The 21,451-nt window shown below is 64.5% G+C and carries 21 protein-coding genes and 1 pseudogene; 8 read left to right on the top strand and 14 right to left on the bottom strand.

Annotated features, from left to right (window positions below; genetic code table 11):
- Nucleotides 1-204: 204 nt before the first annotated feature.
- The 13 genes and pseudogenes from FAZ69_RS25170 to FAZ69_RS25110 form a co-directional block, all read right to left on the bottom strand.
- Entirely contained in the window at nt 205-1,407 is a 1,203-nt protein-coding gene (locus tag FAZ69_RS25170) for a porin (protein ID WP_136897811.1), read from the bottom strand.
- 124 nt (nt 1,408-1,531) lie between these two features.
- On the bottom strand, nt 1,532-2,206 hold the full coding sequence (locus FAZ69_RS25165; RefSeq protein WP_136897810.1) for a response regulator: 675 nt from the start codon (nt 2,204-2,206) through the stop codon (nt 1,532-1,534).
- 9 nt (nt 2,207-2,215) lie between these two features.
- Nucleotides 2,216-3,586, bottom strand: coding sequence for a sensor histidine kinase (locus FAZ69_RS25160; RefSeq protein WP_136897809.1), 1,371 nt, complete (start codon nt 3,584-3,586; stop codon nt 2,216-2,218).
- A gap of 66 nt (nt 3,587-3,652) precedes the next feature.
- The gene (locus FAZ69_RS25155) at nt 3,653-4,486 is read right to left on the bottom strand and encodes an ABC transporter permease (protein ID WP_439654800.1); all 834 of its coding nucleotides are present in this window, start codon (nt 4,484-4,486) and stop codon (nt 3,653-3,655) included.
- Between the two features lie 52 nt (nt 4,487-4,538).
- The gene (locus tag FAZ69_RS25150) at nt 4,539-5,336 is read right to left on the bottom strand and encodes an ABC transporter ATP-binding protein (RefSeq protein WP_136897807.1); all 798 of its coding nucleotides are present in this window, start codon (nt 5,334-5,336) and stop codon (nt 4,539-4,541) included.
- Nucleotides 5,337-5,440: 104 nt separating this feature from the next.
- Nucleotides 5,441-6,454, bottom strand: coding sequence for an ABC transporter substrate-binding protein (locus tag FAZ69_RS25145; protein WP_136897806.1), 1,014 nt, complete (start codon nt 6,452-6,454; stop codon nt 5,441-5,443).
- Between the two features lie 174 nt (nt 6,455-6,628).
- Nucleotides 6,629-6,832, bottom strand: a pseudogene (locus tag FAZ69_RS25140) (copper resistance protein CopC); the annotation flags it as partial.
- Between the two features lie 109 nt (nt 6,833-6,941).
- On the bottom strand, nt 6,942-7,532 hold the full coding sequence (locus FAZ69_RS25135; RefSeq protein ID WP_136897804.1) for a DUF4276 family protein: 591 nt from the start codon (nt 7,530-7,532) through the stop codon (nt 6,942-6,944).
- Entirely contained in the window at nt 7,529-8,731 is a 1,203-nt protein-coding gene (locus tag FAZ69_RS25130; protein WP_136897803.1) for an AAA family ATPase, read from the bottom strand. Before FAZ69_RS25130 ends, FAZ69_RS25135 begins: the two co-directional genes overlap by 4 nt.
- Nucleotides 8,732-9,021: 290 nt before the next feature.
- On the bottom strand, nt 9,022-9,396 hold the full coding sequence (locus FAZ69_RS25125) for a copper resistance CopC family protein (protein WP_136897802.1): 375 nt from the start codon (nt 9,394-9,396) through the stop codon (nt 9,022-9,024).
- 14 nt (nt 9,397-9,410) lie between these two features.
- On the bottom strand, nt 9,411-10,334 hold the full coding sequence (locus FAZ69_RS25120; RefSeq protein ID WP_136897801.1) for a hypothetical protein: 924 nt from the start codon (nt 10,332-10,334) through the stop codon (nt 9,411-9,413).
- A 107-nt stretch (nt 10,335-10,441) separates the two neighbouring features.
- The gene (locus FAZ69_RS25115; RefSeq protein ID WP_240702457.1) at nt 10,442-10,840 is read right to left on the bottom strand and encodes a DUF2946 domain-containing protein; all 399 of its coding nucleotides are present in this window, start codon (nt 10,838-10,840) and stop codon (nt 10,442-10,444) included.
- 106 nt (nt 10,841-10,946) lie between these two features.
- The gene (locus tag FAZ69_RS25110; RefSeq protein WP_136897800.1) at nt 10,947-12,371 is read right to left on the bottom strand and encodes an aminotransferase-like domain-containing protein; all 1,425 of its coding nucleotides are present in this window, start codon (nt 12,369-12,371) and stop codon (nt 10,947-10,949) included.
- 174 nt (nt 12,372-12,545) lie between these two features.
- Between FAZ69_RS25110 and FAZ69_RS25105 the strand changes: the two genes are divergently transcribed.
- The 6 genes from FAZ69_RS25105 to FAZ69_RS25080 all read left to right on the top strand — a co-directional run bounded on the left by FAZ69_RS25105 (nt 12,546) and on the right by FAZ69_RS25080 (nt 17,834).
- Nucleotides 12,546-13,685, top strand: a complete 1,140-nt coding sequence (locus FAZ69_RS25105) for a mandelate racemase/muconate lactonizing enzyme family protein (RefSeq protein WP_136897799.1) — start codon at nt 12,546-12,548, stop codon at nt 13,683-13,685.
- Nucleotides 13,686-13,723: 38 nt separating this feature from the next.
- Complete coding sequence (locus FAZ69_RS25100; RefSeq protein ID WP_136897798.1) at nt 13,724-14,764, top strand: ABC transporter substrate-binding protein; 1,041 nt, start codon at nt 13,724-13,726, stop codon at nt 14,762-14,764.
- An 86-nt stretch (nt 14,765-14,850) separates the two neighbouring features.
- Entirely contained in the window at nt 14,851-15,858 is a 1,008-nt protein-coding gene (locus FAZ69_RS25095) for an ABC transporter permease (protein WP_136897797.1), read from the top strand.
- 18 nt (nt 15,859-15,876) lie between these two features.
- Nucleotides 15,877-16,698, top strand: coding sequence for a quaternary amine ABC transporter ATP-binding protein (locus tag FAZ69_RS25090; protein WP_136897796.1), 822 nt, complete (start codon nt 15,877-15,879; stop codon nt 16,696-16,698).
- 85 nt (nt 16,699-16,783) lie between these two features.
- Nucleotides 16,784-17,488 carry a pseudouridine synthase gene (locus FAZ69_RS25085; RefSeq protein ID WP_136897795.1) on the top strand — a complete coding sequence of 235 codons (705 nt, stop codon included), beginning with the start codon at nt 16,784-16,786 and terminating at the stop codon, nt 17,486-17,488.
- A gap of 157 nt (nt 17,489-17,645) precedes the next feature.
- Nucleotides 17,646-17,834, top strand: a complete 189-nt coding sequence (locus FAZ69_RS25080) for a hypothetical protein (protein ID WP_136897794.1) — start codon at nt 17,646-17,648, stop codon at nt 17,832-17,834.
- Nucleotides 17,835-17,905: 71 nt separating this feature from the next.
- On the opposite strand, the gene FAZ69_RS25075 is transcribed toward FAZ69_RS25080, so the two are convergent.
- Nucleotides 17,906-18,940 carry an NAD-binding protein gene (locus tag FAZ69_RS25075; RefSeq protein WP_136897793.1) on the bottom strand — a complete coding sequence of 345 codons (1,035 nt, stop codon included), beginning with the start codon at nt 18,938-18,940 and terminating at the stop codon, nt 17,906-17,908.
- Between the two features lie 66 nt (nt 18,941-19,006).
- Between FAZ69_RS25075 and FAZ69_RS25070 the strand changes: the two genes are divergently transcribed.
- Together FAZ69_RS25070 and FAZ69_RS25065 are read left to right on the top strand one after the other, a co-directional pair.
- On the top strand, nt 19,007-20,038 hold the full coding sequence (locus tag FAZ69_RS25070) for a CDP-6-deoxy-delta-3,4-glucoseen reductase (protein WP_136897792.1): 1,032 nt from the start codon (nt 19,007-19,009) through the stop codon (nt 20,036-20,038).
- Between the two features lie 225 nt (nt 20,039-20,263).
- Nucleotides 20,264-21,448 (top strand): acetylornithine transaminase, encoded by a 1,185-nt coding sequence (locus tag FAZ69_RS25065; protein WP_136897791.1) that lies wholly within the window; start codon nt 20,264-20,266, stop codon nt 21,446-21,448.
- Nucleotides 21,449-21,451: the final 3 nt, after the last annotated feature.

The following is a 21,451-nucleotide window of genomic DNA, read 5'->3' as shown; positions in this document are numbered from 1 at the left end:
AAGCACCAACTCCAGGCAACCACAGCATGGGACCGGAGCAAGGCTCTGCATGGGACCAGAGTAAGTGCTGAAGCACTAACTCTGGTCGACACGCTGAAGCGCTGACTCAGGTCGACAGAAAAAAGCGGCGAGCGGACAAGTCCGCCGCCGCAAATCGGAGCACATTCAGTCGAGGTTTGTGCTGCGAGGAGGACGATCCTTGGATCAGAAGCGCGTGCGGATGCCCGTCGCCACTTCGAGCTGGCTGTTGTGGCCGTTCGTTCCCGCCACCGTGTAGCCGCCGTGCAGCTTCATGTAGTCGGCAGCCAGGTACAGCTCGGTGCGCTTCGACAGGTGATAGAAGGTCGACGCGTAGACCGTTTCCTTGTAGCCGTTGTTGACCGTCGTGGCCGTCGTGTCGAACGAGCCGGAGTTGGCGTTCGGGATATCGCCGCTGCTGTTGTAGGCGGCATTCTTCACGTGCATCTGCTGATAGCCGAGCTCATAGTCCAGCGGGCCCTTCGGCGCGAGCTTGAACGATACCGTCCACGCGTTGTCCACCCGGTCCGGCAGCGAGCCCTGCTTGCCCGTGTAATGGAAGTAACCGGCGTTGACACGGCCGATGCCGAAGCGATAGTCGCCACCCACCGAGTACGTCTGATCGACGAAGCCGCCGTTGTTCGTGTGATCGTAGAAGCCGCCGAAGGAGACTGGCCCAACGTTCCAGCCGAGCGCGGCCTGGTAGCCCGAGCCGTTGGCGAACTGCGTCGAGTTGCTGAACTGATAGTCAGCAGCCGCATAAATGCCGTTGCTGAAGAGCTTGCGCCACTGGATGCCGTTCTCGGTACGCGTACCCGTCGGGCCAGCCGCGTAGAAAATCAGTTGCTTGAAGTTGTTGGAGTTGGTGTAGGCGCCTTCCTTCGTCGAGAACTCCGCGCTGGTGTACGGGTCGCCGTAGAGTCCCGAGAAGTCCTTCGCAACGGTGTCCCGGAAGCCGGCCGAAAACTCGCCGAACGTGTCGTTCTGGATGCCGACCCACGAGTCACGGTCGAAGATCTGACCGGAATCTTCCATGTTGCCGTTCGCGGCAACGAATTCGCTTTCCAACGTGAAGACGATCTTCGAGCCGCCGCCGATGTCCTCGGCGCCGCGCAGGCCCCAGCGGCTGCCGCTGAACCATGGCTCGCCGTCGTGGCCCATGCCGATCACGTGGTTGCCGGCCTTGTCGGCGTTCGTCGTGTAGGCGACGGCGGACAGGTCGATGAGGCCATAGAGCTGCACGCTCGATTGCGCGTGTGCGTTGCTTGCTGCGAGTGCGCCTGCCGTGACGGCGAACGCGAGGTACTTTTGCTTCAAGATTGTCTCCTCAGGGTGCTGCGTTGAAGTTCTGATTGGTCCGCTGTCGATTACCACCGCCTGCCAAGTCATCGGCAACCACGACGTTCAACGGATGAGACGAATCCTAGTTACCTCAATCCTTCACGCTCCTTTCGTGTCTCATTCGAACAACTAAGTGATACTACTGATAGGGGCCGCCGCAACCTCAACCGCACTACGCCTCTTCCTTCGACCGCAGGATGTAGCCGAGCCCGCGCAGCGTCATGATCTGCGCGCTCGAGGCCGCGAGGTGCTTGCGCAGCCGGTGGATGTAGATGTCGATGGCGTCGGCGCTCGGCTCGTCGTCGAGGCCGAACACGCTGTCCATCAGCGTGTTCTTCGACACCGTCTTGCCCTGCCGCAGCATCAGCGTCTCGAGGATCGCGTGCTCGCGGCGGCGCAGGTTCAGCGGCACGTCGTTGTGGCGGAACTCCCGCGTATCGGAGATGTATTGCAGGTCGCCGCACATGAGCCAGCCCGATTTGTCGCTCAGCTGCCGGCGGATCAGCGCCTTGATGCGCGCCACCAGCTCACGGCCGTCGAAGGGCTTGACCACGTAGTCGTCCGCGCCGGCGCTGAAGCAATCGACCTTGTCGTCGATCGAGCCGTGCGCGGTCAGCATCAGCACCGGCACGTTGTCGCGGCGGCGGCGCAGGCGCGCGAGCACGTCCTTGCCGCTCATGCGCGGCAAGCGCATGTCGAGCAGCACGACGTCGTAGCGTTGCGTGGTCAGCACCGAATCGGCCGATTCGCCGTCGGGCACGCAATCGACGGCGAAATTCTCGGCGCGCAGCAAATTGACGATCCAATGCGACAGTTCGATGTTGTCTTCGACTAACAGCAGCTTCATTCTCTTACCTCAATCACTCCATGCAGGCAGGCGGACCGTCACGACGAGCCCGACGCGCTGCGGGCCCGGCATGATAGCAACCGTGCCGCCGTGCGCGAGCGCGATCTGGTGGACGATCGCAAGGCCGAGGCCGGAGCCCTCGACATCGGCCGATACGCGGTAGAAGCGCTCGAACACGTGCGCGCGCGCTTCGGCCGGGATGCCGGGACCATTGTCCACCACTTGCATCACCACGTCGCCGCCCTCGCGGCGGCAGATCGCGGTCACGCTCCCCCCTTCCTGCGTATAGCGGACTGCGTTGTCGACGAGATTCGTCACGAGCGCCTCGAGCAGGCTCGCGTTGCCCGCGACATGCATGCCGTCCGCCAGCTCCGCGCCGAGATCGATCTGACGCTGCTGCGCCGCAACCACGAGCTCCTCGAGCACCGCCGACACCACTGCCGCCAGATCGATCCTGGCCTGCATGCGCGGCGCCGATACCGACTCCGCCTGCGCGAGCAGCAGCAGCTGGCTCGTCACGTCGGCCATCTTCTGGCTCGTGCGGCGGATGCCGGTCAAGGCCTCGGTGAGCGACGGATCGCGCAGGTCGCACTGGCTCGCGCACTGCACCTGCGTGTCGAGCAGCGTGAGCGGCGTGCGCAATTGATGCGCCGCATCGGCGATGAATTGACGCTGGGTCGCCGCATGCACCTTGAGGCGCGCGATGCACTGGTTGATCGCATCGACGATCGGCCGCAGCTCGGAAGGCAGATGGTGCACGCGGATCGGCTGGAGCTCCATCGGCCCGCGATCGGCGACATCGTCCTTGAGCTTCATCAGCGGCCTCAGCTCCATCGTGAGCCCGAACGGCACGAGCACCACGACCAGGGCCAGCATCAGCCACTGGCGGATCAACTGCGGATGCCAGAGGTCTTCGAGCATGGCCTGCCGCGACGCCTGCGTCTTGCCGACGATCACCGTGACCTGCTGGGCCTTGCCCGAGTCATAAAGCTCCCGCTGGTAAGCCACCGCGCGGATCGGCAGCCCGCCGAGCGAGGTGTTGTAGAACACCGGGAAGCGGCGGCTGTCCGCGGGCGGCGGCAGATCGGGACTGCCGCCCAGCAGCCTGTCGTGATCGACGACCACCTTGTAGAACACCTGGTCCTGATAGGGCGATTCGAAGATCTCCAGCGCGGCGGGCGGAATGTTCGCCGTCAGCGCGCCGTTCTGCCAGTCGACGTCTTCGATGATGGTGCGAGCGGAAGAGAGCAGCGCGTTGTCTTGCAGCAGGTCGGCGGTCTGCCGGGCCGCGTCGTAGGACATCCTGCCGGTCACGAAGACGAACAGCGCGAGCGGCAGCAGCAGCCACACCAGCAGGCGCGCGCGCAAGCTAAGCAACATTGCACACTCTCCAATGCAACAACGTCCCTGCCGGCAGGCAAGGACGTTCGCGTTCGATTCCGAGCGTCAGAATGACGAAGGCCTCCATTTCAGCAGACGTTTTTCCAGTGCGGTAAGCAGATAGTCCGTCGTGAGCGCGACCACGGCCAGCACGATCATCGCCGCAAACACGCCGCTCGCGTTGAAGGCGCCCTGCGCCGTCGAAATCAAGAGACCGATACCCTGCTTCGAGCCGAGGAATTCACCGACCACCGCGCCGACCAGCGCAAAGCCGAAGCTCACGTGCAGGCTCGCGAGAATCCACGAGAGCGCCGACGGAATCACCACCGAGGTGGTCAGCTGCCGTTTCGAAGCGCCGAGGATCTGCGCGTTCGCAATCATGTAGCGGTCGGCTTCGCGCACGCCCTGGAAGGCGTTGCCGAATACCACAAAAAATACCATGACCACCGCGAGCGCGACCTTCGAAGCCATGCCGAGGCCGAGCGCGATCACGAACACCGAGCCGAGCACCACGCGCGGAATCGAGTTGGCGATCTTGATGTAGATGTCGAACACGTCGGCGAGCAGCTTGTTGCGGCCCAGCACGACGCCGCACACGATGCCGCCGGCCGAGCCGATAAGGAAGCCGAGCAGCGTCTCTTCGAGCGTGACCCACACCTGCACGAGCAGCGGGCCTTGCGAGGTGCCGTTCTGGAACCAGTCGATGATCTGCAGGAAGATCAGCGACGGCATCGAGAAAAAGAACGGGTCGATCCATTTCATGCGGCCGGAGATCTCCCAGCCGCCCAGCACGACGACCAGCACGAGGATCCGCAGGCTGATGATCAATGCGTGCCGCTGCTGCAGGCGGCGCCGGGCCATCCGCTCGATCTCGTCTGCGGAGGCGGTTTCGAGGTCCATTTTCAAAGCGCTATCACGGGATGCCATGAGTGTATTCCGTCGTACTGTCGTATTAAGCAATTTGGACTTCCTCGCGCAGATCGTGCCAGATGTCGCGCGAAATTTCGATAAAGCGCGGCTCGTAGCGGATCTCCGAGGTGATCCGCGGACGCGGCAGGTCGATCTCGTACACCTTCTTGAGCGTCGCCGGGCGCGCGGTCAGCACGAACACGCGGTCGGCGAGCGCGATCGCCTCTTCGAGGTCGTGCGTGACGAACACCACCGAGCCCGCATTCGCCGACCACAGCTGCAGCAGCTCGTCCTGCATCAGCGTGCGCGTCTGCATGTCGAGCGCGGAGAACGGCTCGTCCATCAAGAGGATTTCCGGCTTGTTGATGAAGGTCTGCGCGAGCGCGACGCGCTTCCTCATGCCGCCCGAAAGCTGATGCGGATAGTGCTTGCCGAACTTCTCGAGGCCGACGCGGCGCAGCCAGTCGTTCGCCTCGTCGTAGGCCGCCGACTTCGAGCGGCCGCGAAACAGCGGTCCGGCCGCGACGTTGTCGAGCACCGAGCGCCACGGGAACACCGCGTCCGCCTGGAACACGAAGCCGATGCGCGGATCGATGCCGTTGACGGGCGCGCCCATCACGCGCACCTCGCCCGCCGTGGGCTTCAGGAGCCCCGTGATCATGCTGAGCGTGGTGGACTTGCCGCAGCCCGTGGGGCCGACGATCGCGATGAACTCGCCCTGCGCCACCGACATGCTGAAATCGCGCAGCGCGACGGTCGGCTTGCCGTCGGGAGAAATGAAGCGGCACGACACCGAGCGGAACTCGATGGCCGGCGCGCCTTGAGAAGGAACTTGGTTCATGGGGCACATCCCTGGAAAAACCGGAGCCGCGACAGGCGGCGCCTCGAGTGCAACGAAGCCTTTCGGCGATGCCGGCCGCGCGAGCGCGGCCGGCCCGGGCCGATTTATTTCGAGCTGACGAACTCGTTCGTGTAGGTCTTGGACAGATCGACGTGCTTGCCCTTGACCGACGGATTGAACGCCGACAGCACCTTGAGCACCGTCTCCGGGCCGTCGGCCGGCATCTTGCCGTCCGCCGTGTACATCGGCAGCGAGGCCTTCAGCGCGCTCACGTAGAGCGCCTTGTCCTTCTGGTAGTCGTCGGGCATCTTCGCGGCGATTTCTTCCGCGCTGTGCGTGTGGATGAACTGCATGGTGCGCACGAACGCGTGAGCGAGCTTGGCCGCCTGGGCCTTGTGCGTGTCGGCCCACGCTGCTTGAACGTAGAGGCTCGAAGCCGGGTAGGTGCCGCCGAGCGCGGCCTTGGTGCCTTCGACCGAGCGCATGTCGACGAGCACCTTCGCGTCGCCGGATTTCTGCAGCGCGGAAACGGTGGGCTCGGTGGTCATGCCGGCGTCGATGCGGCCTTGCTTGACCGCCGCGATGAAGCTCGCGTCGGCGCCCACCGGCAGCATCGTGTATTCGGTCGACTGGATGCCGTGCTGGCCGGCGAGGAACTGCGTGAGGAAGCTCGTCGACGAGCCGAGGCCCGTCACGCCCAGCGTCTTGCCCTTGACGTCGGCCATCGACTTGATCGAGTCGGCGGCTTTGGTCGACACCATCTCGACTTCGCCCGGCACCTGCCCGAACACGACGATCGCCTTGACTTCCTTGCCCTTGGTCTGCAAGTCGATGGTGTGGTCGTAGAAGCCGACCACGCCCTGGACTGCGCCGGCCAGCAGCTCGTTTTCGGCATCGACGCCGGCCGGCTGCGACAGCAGCTCGACGTCGAGCCCTTCGTCCTTGAAATAGCCGAGTTGCTCGGTCAGGCGAGCCGGCAGATAAATCAGCTTCGTGATCCCGCCGACCATGATCGTGACCTTGCCGCCGTCGTCGGCCATCGCATGCTGCGATGCAATGCCGAACAACAGGCTGGAAGCGAGAGCGATATGGCGAAGTGCGCGGAAGGTGGGTCGCATCGATTGTCTCCGTTCTTGTCGGAGCGGCGGGATGCCACTCGTCTGGTGTCGATGGCGGGATTCTAGAGGCGGGAACCCTTCTTCATGCTTTCATGAAGATGCCGCTTCCGTACGGGATTTCCATGAGGGCGCGGCCGGCGGGACCCGGCGCCGGCGCCGGCCGCACCCGGAACATCACTTCACGGTGAACGTGTAGTGCCCTTGGGTGCGATGGCCATCGGCGGCAACGGCAACCCAGGCGACCGTGTAGACGCCCGGCGTCAACGCCGCGAGCGCGACCGACATGTGCTTCGCGTTCGACGCATCCACCGCCGATTTGCCGCTCACGACCGACTTGCCCGACGCATCCGTCACGGCAATCGAGCTGAACGCGGGTTCATCTTCCAATAATGACGTGGGTTTTGTATTTTTATCCCCTCATCGCCCTTTTGGAAATCAGACCGCGTGATCGGCGTCGGTTTTGCAACTGCAGAAACCGCCAGCGAATTCAGGCGACACTTCTATCCCATTCATCGCAAAGCTTGCGAAACGATCTACAGCGCTCCAATGCTTGTTGCAAATCGATCCGGGCCGCAAACGCAGGTTGATCAGTCGTTTCACCGTAGGTTCCACCCGACATTCGCTCTCGAAGCCACCCTTTAGCGTCTCGCGGCGACTCTGCGTCGACTTCCAAGTCAGCCGCCGCCGTAATAGAAAGGCCGCGCTGACCGTTCAATGAAGCAGCCGCCCCAATAAACCATGCTTCGAACTCGCGATTTGCCAATACCACAGAGACCGTTCGATGCGGCAATACTTGTTGTGCGCGCGCCAAAATCTCCGGGCCTCGAACGGCAGGACAGTCGTCATCAGCATCCAGCAAAATCAAAACCCAGCCGTCGTCACCACACTTGTCTCCCGCCAACGTCAGATGTCGGCTAAATTCGTCCGCTCGATTCAGGAAACGATCTCTATGCACGCGTATCGGAGTTTGAACGTCGACATGCGTATGAGGTGATCGCCAAAGAGCAATCCGCCTCAGCAAAACCGGTAACGCGGCAACCTCGCCGTGCCCTTCCACTATGCTGGATAACCGAGTCAAACTGCTCCTCCGTCAAAGAGCGAAGCTTGGCGCGTAGCCTGATCCCGAATTGCATCGGGATCTGGCTGGAGCTGGCCCAGCTTCAACAACTCGCCTGCAGAAAATAAATGCTTGCGGATAGCTTCGCGCGAAGCGGGATCAATTCGTGCAAGTTTGGACTCGCCAGCATCAGAGACCACAGCGATGATCTGATCGTCTCGGATAGACATGTCATCAAGAAGCTCCGGACTATGACTCGTGACAATGACCTGAGTCTGCGACGAAGCACGCTGCAGGGCTTCACGAAGTGCTGCGCTGGCAGCCGGATGTAAAGCTGTTTCGGGCTCTTCGATACCAATCAGCGTCGGTGCGAAATCGCGGTTGCTTTGAAAAAGCGCGGTCAACACGCCCAGAGCGCGCAACGTGCCGTCAGACATGTTCTGCGCGGCGAAGCGCCAACGGTCTTTGGCGCCCGGCACGTCCTGACGAAATTCCAACGTCTCCATCGGTCCCACTTGAACTCGCTTGACCGCATGCACCGTCGGCACCACTGTTTGTAAATATTCTTCGATTACTCGGAGGGCTTGCGCGTTGACTTTGTCCAGGTGACCAATAACGCTAGCGATGTTCTCCCCCTCCGGCTTCATGAGTCGGCCTTCCTGAGCTTTTTGTAGCTCGCGCATCAGCTTGGGGTTGAGGTTGTAAAAACCCATCCCCGTAAGGGCGTCGAAAATTGGCCTAAATGCACTCAACCCGGACAAGGCGACCAGAGCCAAACGGTCCTCAGTCAAAGCCGGCAAGGTCGGCTCACTGCTCGCTTTTACCTGACCATGCTCGATTCGATAGTACGGTCCGCTTCCTATCCCTCCGAGGCTACATTCTTCCGTCTGGACTTCGAAACCGCGATTTTTAAGTGATCCAATATTGAAAGCGTAATGCCCAACTCTTCCGCCCAAAGTGAACTCAAGGCGAATTCCAAAATGTGTCGGGTGTCCGCTGGAACGTCGTCGAACCTCGGCCAATCCACCGCGACGGCTGAGTGCTTGATCCAGAGAACTCGTCAATGCATCCGATACCAGATGCAGGGCGTCAACAAAGTTACTCTTGCCGGCGCCGTTCGCCCCAACCAAGTAAGTCAAGGGACCAAGCGAGACATCACACTGGCCGACGCTGCGGTAGTTGCGCAAAACTACGCGCGAGATAAACGGCGAGACGCTCATTGAACTCGAATCCGTAGGAAGAAACCGGATAGTACCAGCCCGTGACGCAACCAATAAGCACCTAGGGGGTCGTCATGGATTTCAGCGGGCAGACCCGTCAATCATCGATTGCCCGCCCGCTCCGCCTACGCTGCAAGCTTGCATTTTGTGCGTATCAGCGTGGGGGCGCCGGGGCCAGGGCGGTAATTCAAGCGCCCCGACGAATTACAGGTGCGCAGCGGCAGGGGCTCAAACCCGCCTGAAACGCCCACAGCCTCCGCACTGAAAAGACGCACGGGCACGCGCCCACCTCACTTCACGGTGAACGTGTAGTGCCCTTGGGTGCGATGGCCATCGGCGGCAACGGCAACCCAGGCGACCGTGTAGACGCCCGGCGTCAACGCCGCGAGCGCGACCGACATGTGCCTCGCGTTCGACGCATCCACCGCCGATTTGCCGCTCACGACCGACTTGCCCGACGCATCCGTCACGGCAATCGAGCTGAACGCGGGTTCGAGCGCGTCGTCGAAATCGATCGCGACTTCCTTTTGCGAGGTCGTCACGGCAGCGCCGGCGCCCGGCACTTGCTTGGTCGGATAGGCATGCGCGAACGCGAGCTGCGCGAGCGTCAGGGTCAGCGCGGCAGCCGCGCCGCGCATCGAAAGAGAGATCAGGGAAGTTTTCATGGTCATGTTCACGGTCAGAAGAGCGGTTTGCCCAAAGAGTTAGGGAAGATATCGTCGAAATACACGTGAGCCTGCAGCAATATTCCCGTGTGCGTGCCGGCCCTGCTGTTGACGGGAATCTGCGCCTCGACGCCGAACTGCCCGTAGCGGTTGAGCCACAGCAAGCCCGGGTTGATCGTGCCCGTCGTCTGGCCCGCGCAAGCGCCCGCCGTGCAGGTGCTCATCGGAAACTCGACGACCGGAATCAGATTCGCGAACGGCTGCGGCAGCCCGAGATCCTTCACTTGTTGCTGCAGGTACGGAATGCTGTACTGCAGCGTCACGCCCCAGCCGAGCGAGTTCGGTCCCTGGTCCGACGACGCGGTCGTCAGGTTCGGGCCGATCGTGCCCGTGATCGCGAAGGGACGCAGATAAGCGAGCGAATTCGGCAAATCGCCGAAGCCCTTGCCGAAATAGACGGTCGGCGTGAACGTCGAAAACGAATTCGCGATTGCTTTCGACCCGGTGCCGCCGAGCGTCGCGAGGAGCCCGACCGATGCCATGAATTCATGCCGAGCGTTCGCATAGACGAGATATTTCGCGCCGAGCGTGAAATTGTCCCAGCCCTTCGCGCTGCCGTCCGGCGAGTTCTGGCTCGTGTAGTTGCTCGCGATGCTGAACGCGAGGTTCTTCGTGATCAGCTTGTCCCACTCGTACGAGACGGTGTTGACGTTCATGTCGTTGCCGTTGCTGTCGGACGTCTTGATGTGGCTGAACTCCATGTTGAATTCGTCGCCGACGCCGGGATCGTCGACGGCCATCGTCGCCGGAAAAACGCGGTCGCCGACCACGGCGTGGGCGTGAGCCGCGGGAGATGCTGTCAGACACGCCGCCGCGCCGAGGGCCGCGTAGATGGCCGAGGCGAGACACGCCGGTCTCCGTTCGAGAAACGTGCGCATGAGGTTCCTTTCGAATCATATGAAGTACCGCCGCTCACGCGAGCGGCGGTACCGCAACGCCGTCAAAAAGCGTTGCGCGATTTATCGGTGGACTAAACGGATTCGAATCAGGAGACGGCAGGCGGCGCGCGCGGCTGGGCGGCCGTGAAGAAGGAAGCGGCGCGGACCTCGCTGCGCTGGGCGAAGACCGGTGCGCGCGCCGCCATCGAGGCGGCGGCGAAACTTGCGTACACGCCGGGCAACACCGGCACATGGGCCAGCAGGCCGCAATACGCGCAGGCCTGCCAATGCAGCAGTGCATGCGGCCCGGAAGCTTGCCCGTTGTCGCGCGACTCGGCGGAGGACGGCTGCGCCGTGCAGTACGCTTCGAGCGCGATGTCGACGCGATCACGCGCCGCGAGCGCCTGCGATACCGTCGGCGCGAGCGTGCTCATCAGGATTGCGAGCAATCCCAACAGGCTTCCGATCTTCTGGAGACGGCGGCGGAACATGCTGACGGCGAGCACAGGAAAAAGACGCCGGAGGGCGGCGATGGGGCTGGATTATGCCATGCGCCCTTCTCTGCGCAAGCCGCGTCGACGGATGTCGCGGATCACACGCGCTGCGGAGACGTCACGGCGCATACGGCGCCGCCACCTCGCCTTCGAGCCCATGCTCGAGCGTCGCGCGAATGATCGACAGGCCGCGCGTCAGCGCCGCGATCGAGCGCGCGCCCGTCATGCAGATGCGCACCGCGTGCGGCGCGGCATTGCGGCCGATGACGAAGCTGTCGGCGGTCTTCACGAGCACGCCCTCCTGACGGAGCGCCGCGGCGAACTCGGCCGCGCGCCAAGGCTCGGGCAACGGCAGCCACAGATGCGAGCTCGCCGCCGCATGCCGGTAGGCGACGCCCGCGAGCACCTCGCGCGCCACCGTCTGCTGGGTCTCGACATAGGCGCGCTGCAAGCCGTCGAGCCGCTCGATCTCGCCGTTCTCGATCCAGCGCGCGGCGATCTCCGAGAGCAACGGCGCGGTCATCCAGCAATCGCTGCGCACCACCGCCGCGATCTTCGAACACCATGCCTGAGGCGCCTGCACGTAGCCCACGCGCAGCCCCGGCGCCACCGATTTGGCGAGCCCCGTGATCAGGAACGACTGCTCCGGCAGGCGCGCGGCAACGGGCGCGGGCGGCGCTTCGAGCAACATGGCCGGGACGATGTCCTCGATCAGCAGCACGCCATAGCGGTCGAGGATCGACGCGACGGCGTCGCGCCGTTCACCGGACATCGTCGCCGTGGTGGGATTGTGGATCGTCGGCACGCAAAAGACCGCACGCGGATGCAGCGACTTGCACGCGAGATCGAGCGCGGCGGGCACGATCCCTTCGTGATCGACTTCGATACCGACCAGATGCAGCCGCAGCTGGCGCGCGAGCCCGATGATCCCCGGATAGCTGACGATCTCGGCGAGCACGGTGTCGCCGGGACGCGTGACCGCGCGCAGCACCGACGCGAGCGCATGCTGCGCGCCCTGCGTGACGAGCACGCGCGCGGGATTCGCGGCCGCCATGCCGGCGCGCGCGAACAGCTTCGCGCCCGCCTCCCGGTGGCGCATCAACCCGGCTTCCGGCGCGTATTGCAGCAATTCGGCGGCGAGCGCTTCGTCGCCGGCGATCTCGCGCAGCGCCCGGACGAGCACCTGCGCTTCGGCGGTCGGCTGAGGGACGTTCTGCCCGAGATCGATCAGCGTGGAGGGCGAGGACGCCGCGCCGCGCGCGATGGACGGCGCCGGTGCGGCCTCCCTGGCGCGCGCCTGGGCGACATAGGTGCCGTCGCCGACGCGCGCATTCGCGAGCCCCTGCCGCTCGAGCTCGGCGTACGCGCGGCTGATCGTGCCCGTGGTGACGCGCAGCTCGCTTGCGAGCGAGCGGTGCGGCGGCAGCTTCTCGCCCGCGGGTAGCTGGCCGTTGAGGATGGCCTGCGCAAACGCCCGCGCGATCACCTGGTATTTGGGGTCGCTTCCTGTCTCCAGTTTCGGCAGCCATGCAGTCATTGCCATGAACAGCTCTCCTTTTGTATTGACGCATTATGCGCGCGAGCCCGGACAGAATGAATGCAGTCATTTACTTCGATTGAAGCGATTGAGTTGCGGCTTTTGCACCCATAGGATGCAGTCAATACACCGAAACGGAAGCGCCGCCCCTGGCGACTTACCTAATGGAGACAGCCCAGGATGCCTAGCTCTGCCCACCGCATCACGCGGATCGACATCACGCACCATCAGCTCGAGCTCGACCCGCCGTTCCCCGCGTCCTGGGATAGCCAGCCGCGCCGCAAATTTCCCGCGACGATCGTGCGCATCACCGACGACGCCGGCCGCGTCGGCTTCGGCTCCGGCGACGCAATGTACGGCTTCGCCGACTACGAGCACCTGTTCATCGGCGCCGACCCGCTCGACCTGCCCCGCCACAGCGCCGTGCTCGACAACATCGGCTTCCACGCAGGCCGCCCCTGGCCGCTCGACATCGCGCTCTGGGACCTCGCCGGCAAGATCCGCGGCGAGCCGTGCTGGAGGATGATGGGCGGGCGCAGCCACCGCGTGCGCGCCTACGCATCGAGCGGCGTGCACCGCACGCCCGGCGAGATGGCGAAGCTGGCGCAGCACGTCGTCGAACGCGGCTTTCCGGCGCTGAAGATCCGCTTCGGCCGCACGCGCCTCGCCGGCGATCTCGACGCGCTCGCCGCCGTGCGCGATGCGGTCGGCGGCAAGCTCGAGCTGATGGTCGACTGCAATCAGGGCTGGCGCATGCCGTGGGACACCAAGGCGCCCTGGACCGTCGACGAAGCGCTTGCCGTCGCGCGCGAGCTCGAAAAGCAAAACGTCTACTGGATGGAAGAGCCGCTGCATCGCGGCGACTACGACGGCTACGCGAAGCTGCGGCAACGCACGCCGGTGCGCATCGCAGGCGGTGAGCTCACGCGCGAGCGCTACGAGTTCGACGAGCTGCTCGCACGCGAATGCCTCGACGTCGTGCAGCCGGACGTCGCCTGCACGCTCGGCATGGAAGGCCTGCGCAAGCTGGCGCAGGCCGTCGAGGCGCGCGGCAAGGTGTTCACGCCGCACACGTGGGGCAACGGCATCGGCCTCGCCGCCAACCTTCACCTGACCGCGGGCGCCGCCAATGCGCCCTTCATCGAGTTCCCGTACGACCCGCCCGAGTGGTCGATCGAGCGTCGCGACTTCATGTTGCAAGCCCCGATCGATATCGACTCCGAAGGCTGGCTGAATTTGTCCGATGCACCAGGGCTTGGCCTGGCTATCGACGAAGCCGCGCTCGACGCCACGCTCGCGAAGCGCAGCACCTACGCCTGAAAAGGCGTTTCAAATAAACGAACCAACTGGAGACGAGGATGCAAATCAAGCAATGGATGCGCGCGTCATGTATCGCCCTGGCAGCGGGCGCGCTGATGCCGGCCGCGGCGCACGCGGGCACGTGGTGCTCGAGCGGCAAGCCGGTGCGCTTCGCCGGCGTGACGTGGGAAAGCGGCTCGTTCACGACCGAGGTGCTGCGCTTCATCACCGAGAAGGGTTACGGCTGCAAGACCGACACCGTGCCCGGCAACACCGCCGCCACCGAAACCGCGCTCTCGCGCAACGACCTGCAGGTGTGGGCCGAGCAGTGGACAGGCCGTTCCGAAATCATCGCCAAGGCCATCAAGGACGGCAGTGTGAAGCTGGTCGGCGACACGCTGCCGGGCGGCACGAACGAAGGCTGGTACGTGCCCGAGTACGTCGTGAAGGGCGACCCGGGCCGCAACATCAAGCCGGTCGCGGCGAACCTCGCGTCGGTGGCCGACCTGCCGAAGTACAAGGACGTCTTCCCCGACGACGAAGAGCCGGGCAAGGGCCGCTTTTTGAACTGCCCGTCGGGCTGGGATTGCGAGCGCGTGAACACGCGGCTTCTGAAAGTGCTCAAGCTCGACGACAGCTACACGGACTTCCGTCCCGGCACCGGCGCCGCGCTCGATGCGGCGATCACCTCGGCCTACGAGCGCGGCAAGCCGATCGTCTTCTACTACTGGGAGCCGGCCGCGCTGATGGCGAAGTACAAGTTCGTCCAGCTGAAGATGCCGCCGTTCAACCAGAAGTGCTGGGAGACGCTGCGCGCGGACAGCAGCGCGTCGCAATGCGCGTCGTCGTATCTGGTGTCGCACCTGAAGGTCGGCGTGTCGACGCCGTTCTCCCAGGCCGAGCCGGACGTCGTCGCGGCCTACTCGAAAGTCAGCTTCCCGATGGACTTCCTGAACAAGACGATCCTCGAGATGACGAGCAAGAAAATCGACGGCCCGACCATGGCGCGCGAGTTCCTGAAAACGCATCCTGAGATGTGGAAGCAGTGGGTGCCGGCCGACGTCGCCCAGAAGGTGCAAGCGGCGCTTGCGGGCGCGTAAGCATGGGACCGGAGTAAGCGCTCTGCATGGGGCTGTAGTCAGTGCTGAAGCGCTAACTCCGGTCGGCACGCCCAGGAGGTAACACCATGAATTCGATCTTTCTGCACCTGTCGATTGCCGACTGGGTCAACAACGCCGTGCAGTCGTTCGTCACCGCGTACGGCGACAGCTTCCACGATTTCAGCACGTCGATCCTGCGCTACGTGCTGGTGCCGATCGAAATGGCGCTGCGTGCCGTGCCGCCGTGGCTGATCCTGGTGGCGGTCGGCCTGCTCGCGTGGAACGCGACGCGCCGCGTCGGCGTCGCCGCCTTCTTCGTGCTGCTGCTCTACGTGATCGGCTGCTTCGGGCTGTGGGACAAACTCATGCAGACGCTCGCGCTGATGCTCGTGGCCACCGTGCTCTCGGTCGCGCTCGGCGTGCCGCTCGGCATCTTCACGTCGAGAAGCGCATGGCTGCGGCGCGTGCTCTTGCCGATCCTCGACATCATGCAGACGCTGCCGAGCTTCGTGTACCTGATACCGGTGCTGATGCTGTTCGGCCTCGGCAAGGTGCCCGCGATCTTCGCGACGATCATCTATGCGCTGCCGCCGCTGATCCGCCTGACCGACCTCGGCATCCGGCACGTGGACGCCGAAGTCGTCGAAGCGGCGCGCGCGTTCGGCACCACGCGCTGGCAGCTGCTGATCAACGTGCAGCTGCCGCTCGCCCGGCCAAGCATCATGGCCGGCATCAACCAGACGACGATGATGGCGTTGTCGATGGTCGTGATCGCCTCGATGATCGGCGCGCGGGGCCTCGGCGAAGACGTGCTCGCGGGCATCCAGACGCTCGACGTCGGCCGTGGCATGCAGGCCGGCATCGCGATCGTGATCCTCGCGATCGTCATCGACCGCATCAGCCAGGGCTACGGCCAGGACCGCCGCACGCGGCGGCTGCTCGCGCTGAAGAAGCGCGCGAAAGCAGCCTCGCGCGTGCCGTATCACAACGCGGCGGCCGGCGCGGCGGTCGATGCGGCCGAAGCAAAGGCCGGCGACCAAGGCGCAGCCGATGCGCAAACCGCAGCCGGCTACACCACGAAAGCCGCCAAGTAATCGGCAAAGGAGCCCGTCATGGCAGCGATCGAAGTCAAGCACGTCTACAAGCTCTTCGGCCAGCAAAACGCCTACTCGCGCGTACTCGACCTCTTGAAGAGCGGCAAGGGCAAGGCCGAAGTGCTCGCGCAAACCGGCTGCAACGTCGGCCTGAACGACGTGAGCCTGCATATCGGCGAAGGCGAGATCTTCGTCATCATGGGCCTTTCCGGCTCCGGCAAATCGACGCTCGTGCGGCACTTCAACCGCCTCATCGAGCCGACCGCGGGCGAGATCGTGATCGACGGCAGCGACGTCATCAAGCTCGACCCGAAAGGCCTGCGCGAGCTGCGCCGCTACAAGGTCAGCATGGTGTTCCAGAACTTCGGTCTGTTGCCGCACCAGACCGTCATCGACAACACCGCCTACGCGCTGACGACGCGCGGCGAGCCGAAAGCCGAAGCGCTCGAGAAAGCGAAGCTGTGGCTCGGCAGGGTAGGGCTCGACGGCTACGGCCAGCACTATCCGGACGAGCTGTCGGGCGGCATGCGCCAGCGCGTCGGCCTGGCCCGCGCGCTCGCCGCGGATACCGACGTGCTGCTCATGGACGAGGCGTTCTCCGCGCTGGACCCGCTGATCCGCACCGAAATGCAGGACCAGTTGCTGCAGTTGCAGGCGAACCTGAACAAGACGATCGTGTTCATCACGCACGATCTCGACGAGGCGCTGCGCATCGGCGATCGCATCGCGATCCTGAAGGACGGCCTGCTCGTGCAGGTCGGCACGCCCGACGACATCGTCCACCGCCCCGCCGACGACTACGTGCGGCGCTTCGTCGAGCGGCGCGCCAGCGTGCAGTAGGCGCGCGCCTGGAGGCAAGGCGCGCGCGGCGCGCTTGGTAGAATGCGGGCCTTTCCTTCCGCATCCGCCATCTCCCGCCGCGCGCATGGATCTCGAAAGCGTTCTCTTCTCCCAGGGCTTCGGCGCGCGCCGCCAATGCCGCGCGCTCATCGCGGATGCTCGCGTCGCGGTGAACGGCGCCACTTGCACCGATCCCGGCGCCGAATTCGATGTCGCATCGCTGACCTTCGAAGTCGACGGCGCCGCATGGCGCTACCGCGAGCACGCCTACATCCTGCTCAACAAGCCCGCCGGCTACGAGTGCTCGCGCGATCCGCAGCATCACCTGAGCGTGTTCAGTCTTCTACCCCCGCCGCTCGCGACGCGCGGCGTGCAGTGCGTCGGCCGGCTCGACCAGGATACGACCGGCCTCCTGCTCCTCTCCGACGACGGCCAATTCGTGCACGCCTACACCTCGCCCAAGCGCAAGGTGCCGAAGGTCTATCTGGCGGCCACCCGCCACCCGCTCGACGACGCCCAGCTCGCCACGCTGCGCGACGGCGTGCTGCTGCACGGCGAAACGAAGCCGATCACGGCCGTCGCGGCGCGCTCGCGCGGCGAGCGGCTGCTCGAACTGACCGTGCTGGAGGGGAAATATCACCAGGTAAAGCGCATGGTCGCGGCGATCGGCAACCGCTGCGAGGCGCTGCATCGGGAACGGGTCGGCGGCCTGGCGCTGCCTGACGGGCTGGGGCCGGGGCAATGGCAGTGGCTCGAGGACGACGATTTGCAGGCCTTGCGCACCGGCTAGCACGCTCTCGAACGGCCCTAAGCGCGTATTTGGCGCTGGTGTGCGCGATCCAACACTTAAGGGTTTCACCCGCTGCGCCACAGCATGATTTGGGCCAAAAAGCGCTCTATACTGGCTTTAAGTCACTTATTACAAAATATTGCCAGGGAGACGCATCATGGTGATCAGCGATACCTTCGAGATCTCGTACCTGGTGCTCGCGTTTGCCGCTCTGGGCGCGATCATCATCGGCGCCCTGCTCACGTCCATGCACTTGAAGCGCAAATACCACCCGAATCTCATCGGGGCGTTGATCGGCGCGTTCCTGTGCTTCCTGCTGCTCGAAACGCTCCCCGCCATTACCTGACGCAAACAGCAGGTTCACGCCTGTAACCGGCGCCGCGCGCCGTTACTCGATGCCGCGGCGCCGGAAATCAATCAGCGCACCGTACTCAGAAAATCGTCGACGCTCGGATAGCGCAGCCGGATGCGCAGTTCGCGCTTGAGCCGCGCATTCGACAAGCGCCGCGACTCCCGCATGAACGACAGCAGCATCGGCTCGAGCTGCTGCTCGGCGGCTTCGCGTGTGATGCGCGGCGCACGCGGCAACGCGAATGCGTCCGCGACCCGGTCGAAGTACTCCCCCATCTTCAGCGCACTGTCGTCGGAGGCATGAATCACGCGAGCGACGCGCGCGCGCCGTGCCGCTCGCAGCAAAATGGCCGCTAGGTCGTCCGCGTGGATGTGGTTGGTGTAGACGTCGTCCTCTGCGATGAGCGCCGGGGTGCCTTTCTCCAGGCGGGCGAGCGGCAACCGGTTGCGCGCGTAGATCCCGGGAATTCGCACGATGCTCGCCGCCAGCACGCCGCGCGCACTCGCGCGCCGCAGCTGCCGCTCCGCCGAGACGCGGCGCTTCGCCCGCTCGTTGGCCGGGTTGACCGGACGCGTCTCGTCGATCAGGGCACCGCCGCAATCCCCGTAGACTCCCGTCGTGCTCGCGTAAACAAGGCGAATCGGCGCAACCGGCCGCGCAGACCAGAAAGGTGCGTCGGGTACAATACGCGCTGCTTCGCTGGCTGAAATCCCGGCGCGACGCGCACGCACGGCCGCCAGACGGCGCCCTGTCGCAGCCACGCGCGGCGAGCTGGGCCGCAGGCGGCGCGGCGCGGAAAGTGCCGCAATCAGCGCACGCGTGCGGCGATCGTCGTCGCCGGCCTTTTGCGGCGGCGCGAGATGCAGGACGGTCGATGCGATGCCGTTCAAACGCCGCAAGCTGTGCGGCGCGTCGAGATCGCCGACGATCGGCGTCACACCCGCGCCGCGCAATTCCGCCACGCGCTCAAGGTGGCTCGTGAGCGCGACGATCCGCGTGCGAGCGTAGAGACGTCGCAGACGTTCCACGCAGCGCATGCCAACATCGCCGCAGCCGACGATCAGCACCCGCGGCCGGCGCAAAATTCGTGTCGCATTCATAGTGGACGCATTGTAGCGGTGGCAGACGATGCTCACCTGTTTCCGATTCTTCGTTTCGATGGAGCTATGGCATACAACGTAACCCTCCGGCAAAGCGGCCGGCAGTTTCAGGTAGAACCCGACGAACCCATCTTGACCGCCGCCCTGCGCCAGGGCGTCGGCCTGCCGTACGGCTGCAAGAACGGCGCGTGCGGATCGTGCAAGGGCGCGATCGTCGCCGGCGAAGTCGAGCAGCGCGCGCATTCGTCGTCGGCGCTGTCGAACGATGAAAAGACGCGCGGCATGGCGCTCCTGTGCTGCGCCACCGCGAACTGCGACCTGGAGATCGACGTGCGCGAAGTCGCGGGCGTCGGCGACGTGCAGGTGAAGAAGCTGCCGTGCCGCGTGAACGCGCTCGAGCGCAAGGCCGACGACGTGATGCTCCTGAAGCTCCAGCTGCCCGCCAACGAGCGCCTCCAGTACCTCGCCGGCCAGTACGTCGAATTCATCCTGAAGGACGGCAAGCGCCGCAGCTACTCGATGGCGAGCGCGCCGCACCAGGAAGGCCCGATCGAACTGCACATCCGTCACATGCAAGGCGGCGTGTTCACCGACCACGTCTTCAACACGATGAAGGAGCGCGACATCCTGCGCTTCGAAGGCCCGCTCGGCACCTTCTTCCTGCGCGAAGACTCCGCCAAGCCCATCGTCCTGCTCGCCTCGGGCACGGGCTTCGCGCCGATCAAGGCGATCGTCGAGCACGCGCTCTTCAAGAACCTCGACCGTCCGATGACGCTCTACTGGGGCGCGCGCCGCAAGAAAGACCTCTACTTGCTCGAGCTCGCCGAGCAATGGGCGAAGGACCATCCGCACTTCAAGTTCGTGCCGGTGCTCTCCGAGCCGGACGAAAGCGACGCCTGGACCGGGCGCACGGGCTTCGTTCATCGCGCCGTCATCGAGGACCTGCCAGACTTGTCGAACTATCAGGTGTACGCCTGCGGCGCACCGGTGATGGTCGAATCGGCGCAGCGCGACTTCACGAGCCATCACTGCCTGCCGGAAGACGAGTTCTACGCGGACTCGTTCACGAGCGAGGCCGATCTCGCGAACGCGGTATAACGGGTTTACACCAGCTATCTCGTTATCGTATTCTGTCGCCCATGAACCGCATCCAAACCGAACTCCGACGCCGACGCGCGCTGCCCGCCTGGGAAGCCGTCGGCTAGTCATGGGTTCGCGCCTTGCAGCAACATCGCAGGCGCCAATCGGTCGAAACATGAAAAGCCACGGAAATCCGTGGCTTTTTTTCGTGTATTTCTTTTGCACCTCCTGGAGCCTGCCGCCATGCAATTCACCGAGTATCCGACGCAGTCACTGATGTACATCACGAATCGCCCCGAAATCGTCTTCACGCACGGCAAGGGCTCCTGGATCTACGACAACGAGGGCAAGCGCTATCTCGACTTCATCCAAGGCTGGGCCGTCAACAGCCTCGGGCATTGCAACGAAGGGATGATCGCGGCGCTCGAGCAGCAGGCGCGGCTCCTCATCAACCCGTCGCCGGCGTTCTACAACGAGCCGATGGCGAAGCTCGCCGGGCTGCTCACGCAAAACAGCGCCTTCGACAAGGTCTTCTTCGCGAACAGCGGCGCCGAGGCCAACGAAGGCGCGATCAAGCTCGCGCGCAAGTGGGGCAAGAAGTTCAAGCACGGCGCATACGAGATCATCACCTTCGACCACAGCTTCCACGGCCGCACGCTCGCGACGATGTCGGCGAGCGGCAAGGCCGGCTGGGACACGATCTACGCGCCGCAAGTGCCGGGCTTCCCGAAAGCGGACCTGAACGACATCGCCTCGGTCGAGAAGCTCATCAGCGAGAAGACGGTTGCCGTGATGCTCGAGCCGATCCAGGGCGAAGGCGGCGTGATCCCGGCCACGCGCGAGTTCATGCAGCAGCTGCGCGAGCTGACGAAGCGCCACAACGTGCTCTTGATCGTCGACGAAGTGCAAAGCGGCTGCGGCCGTGCCGGGACGCTCTTCGCCTACGAGCTGTCCGGCATCGAGCCCGACATCATGACGCTCGGCAAGGGCATCGGCGGCGGCGTGCCGCTCGCGGCGCTCTTGTCGAAGGCGGAGATCGCCGTGTTCGAAGCGGGCGACCAGGGCGGCACCTACAACGGCAATCCGCTGATGACGGCGGTGGGCCATTCGGTGATCTCGCAGCTGCTGGCACCGGGCTTTCTCGAAGGCGTGCGCGCGCGCGGCGAGTATCTCAAGGCGAAGCTGCTCGAGCTGTCGGAAGAGCGTGGCTTCGAAGGCGAGCGCGGCGAAGGCCTGTTGCGCGCGCTCCTGCTCGGCAAGGACATCGGCCCGCAGATCGTCGAGAAGGCGCGTCTCATGCAGCCGGACGGCGTGCTGCTGAACGCCGCGCGCCCCAACCTGCTGCGCTTCATGCCCGCGCTGAACGTGACCCGCGACGAGATCGACCAGATGATGGCGATGCTGCGCACCGTGCTCGACTCGCTTTGATCG

The organism is Trinickia terrae, assembly GCF_005144415.1.
In the GTDB taxonomy this organism is placed as follows: Bacteria; Pseudomonadota; Gammaproteobacteria; order Burkholderiales; family Burkholderiaceae; genus Trinickia_A; species Trinickia_A terrae.
Note: the sequence above shows the minus strand (reverse complement) of the source record. Positions and strands in the feature narration are given on the sequence as shown.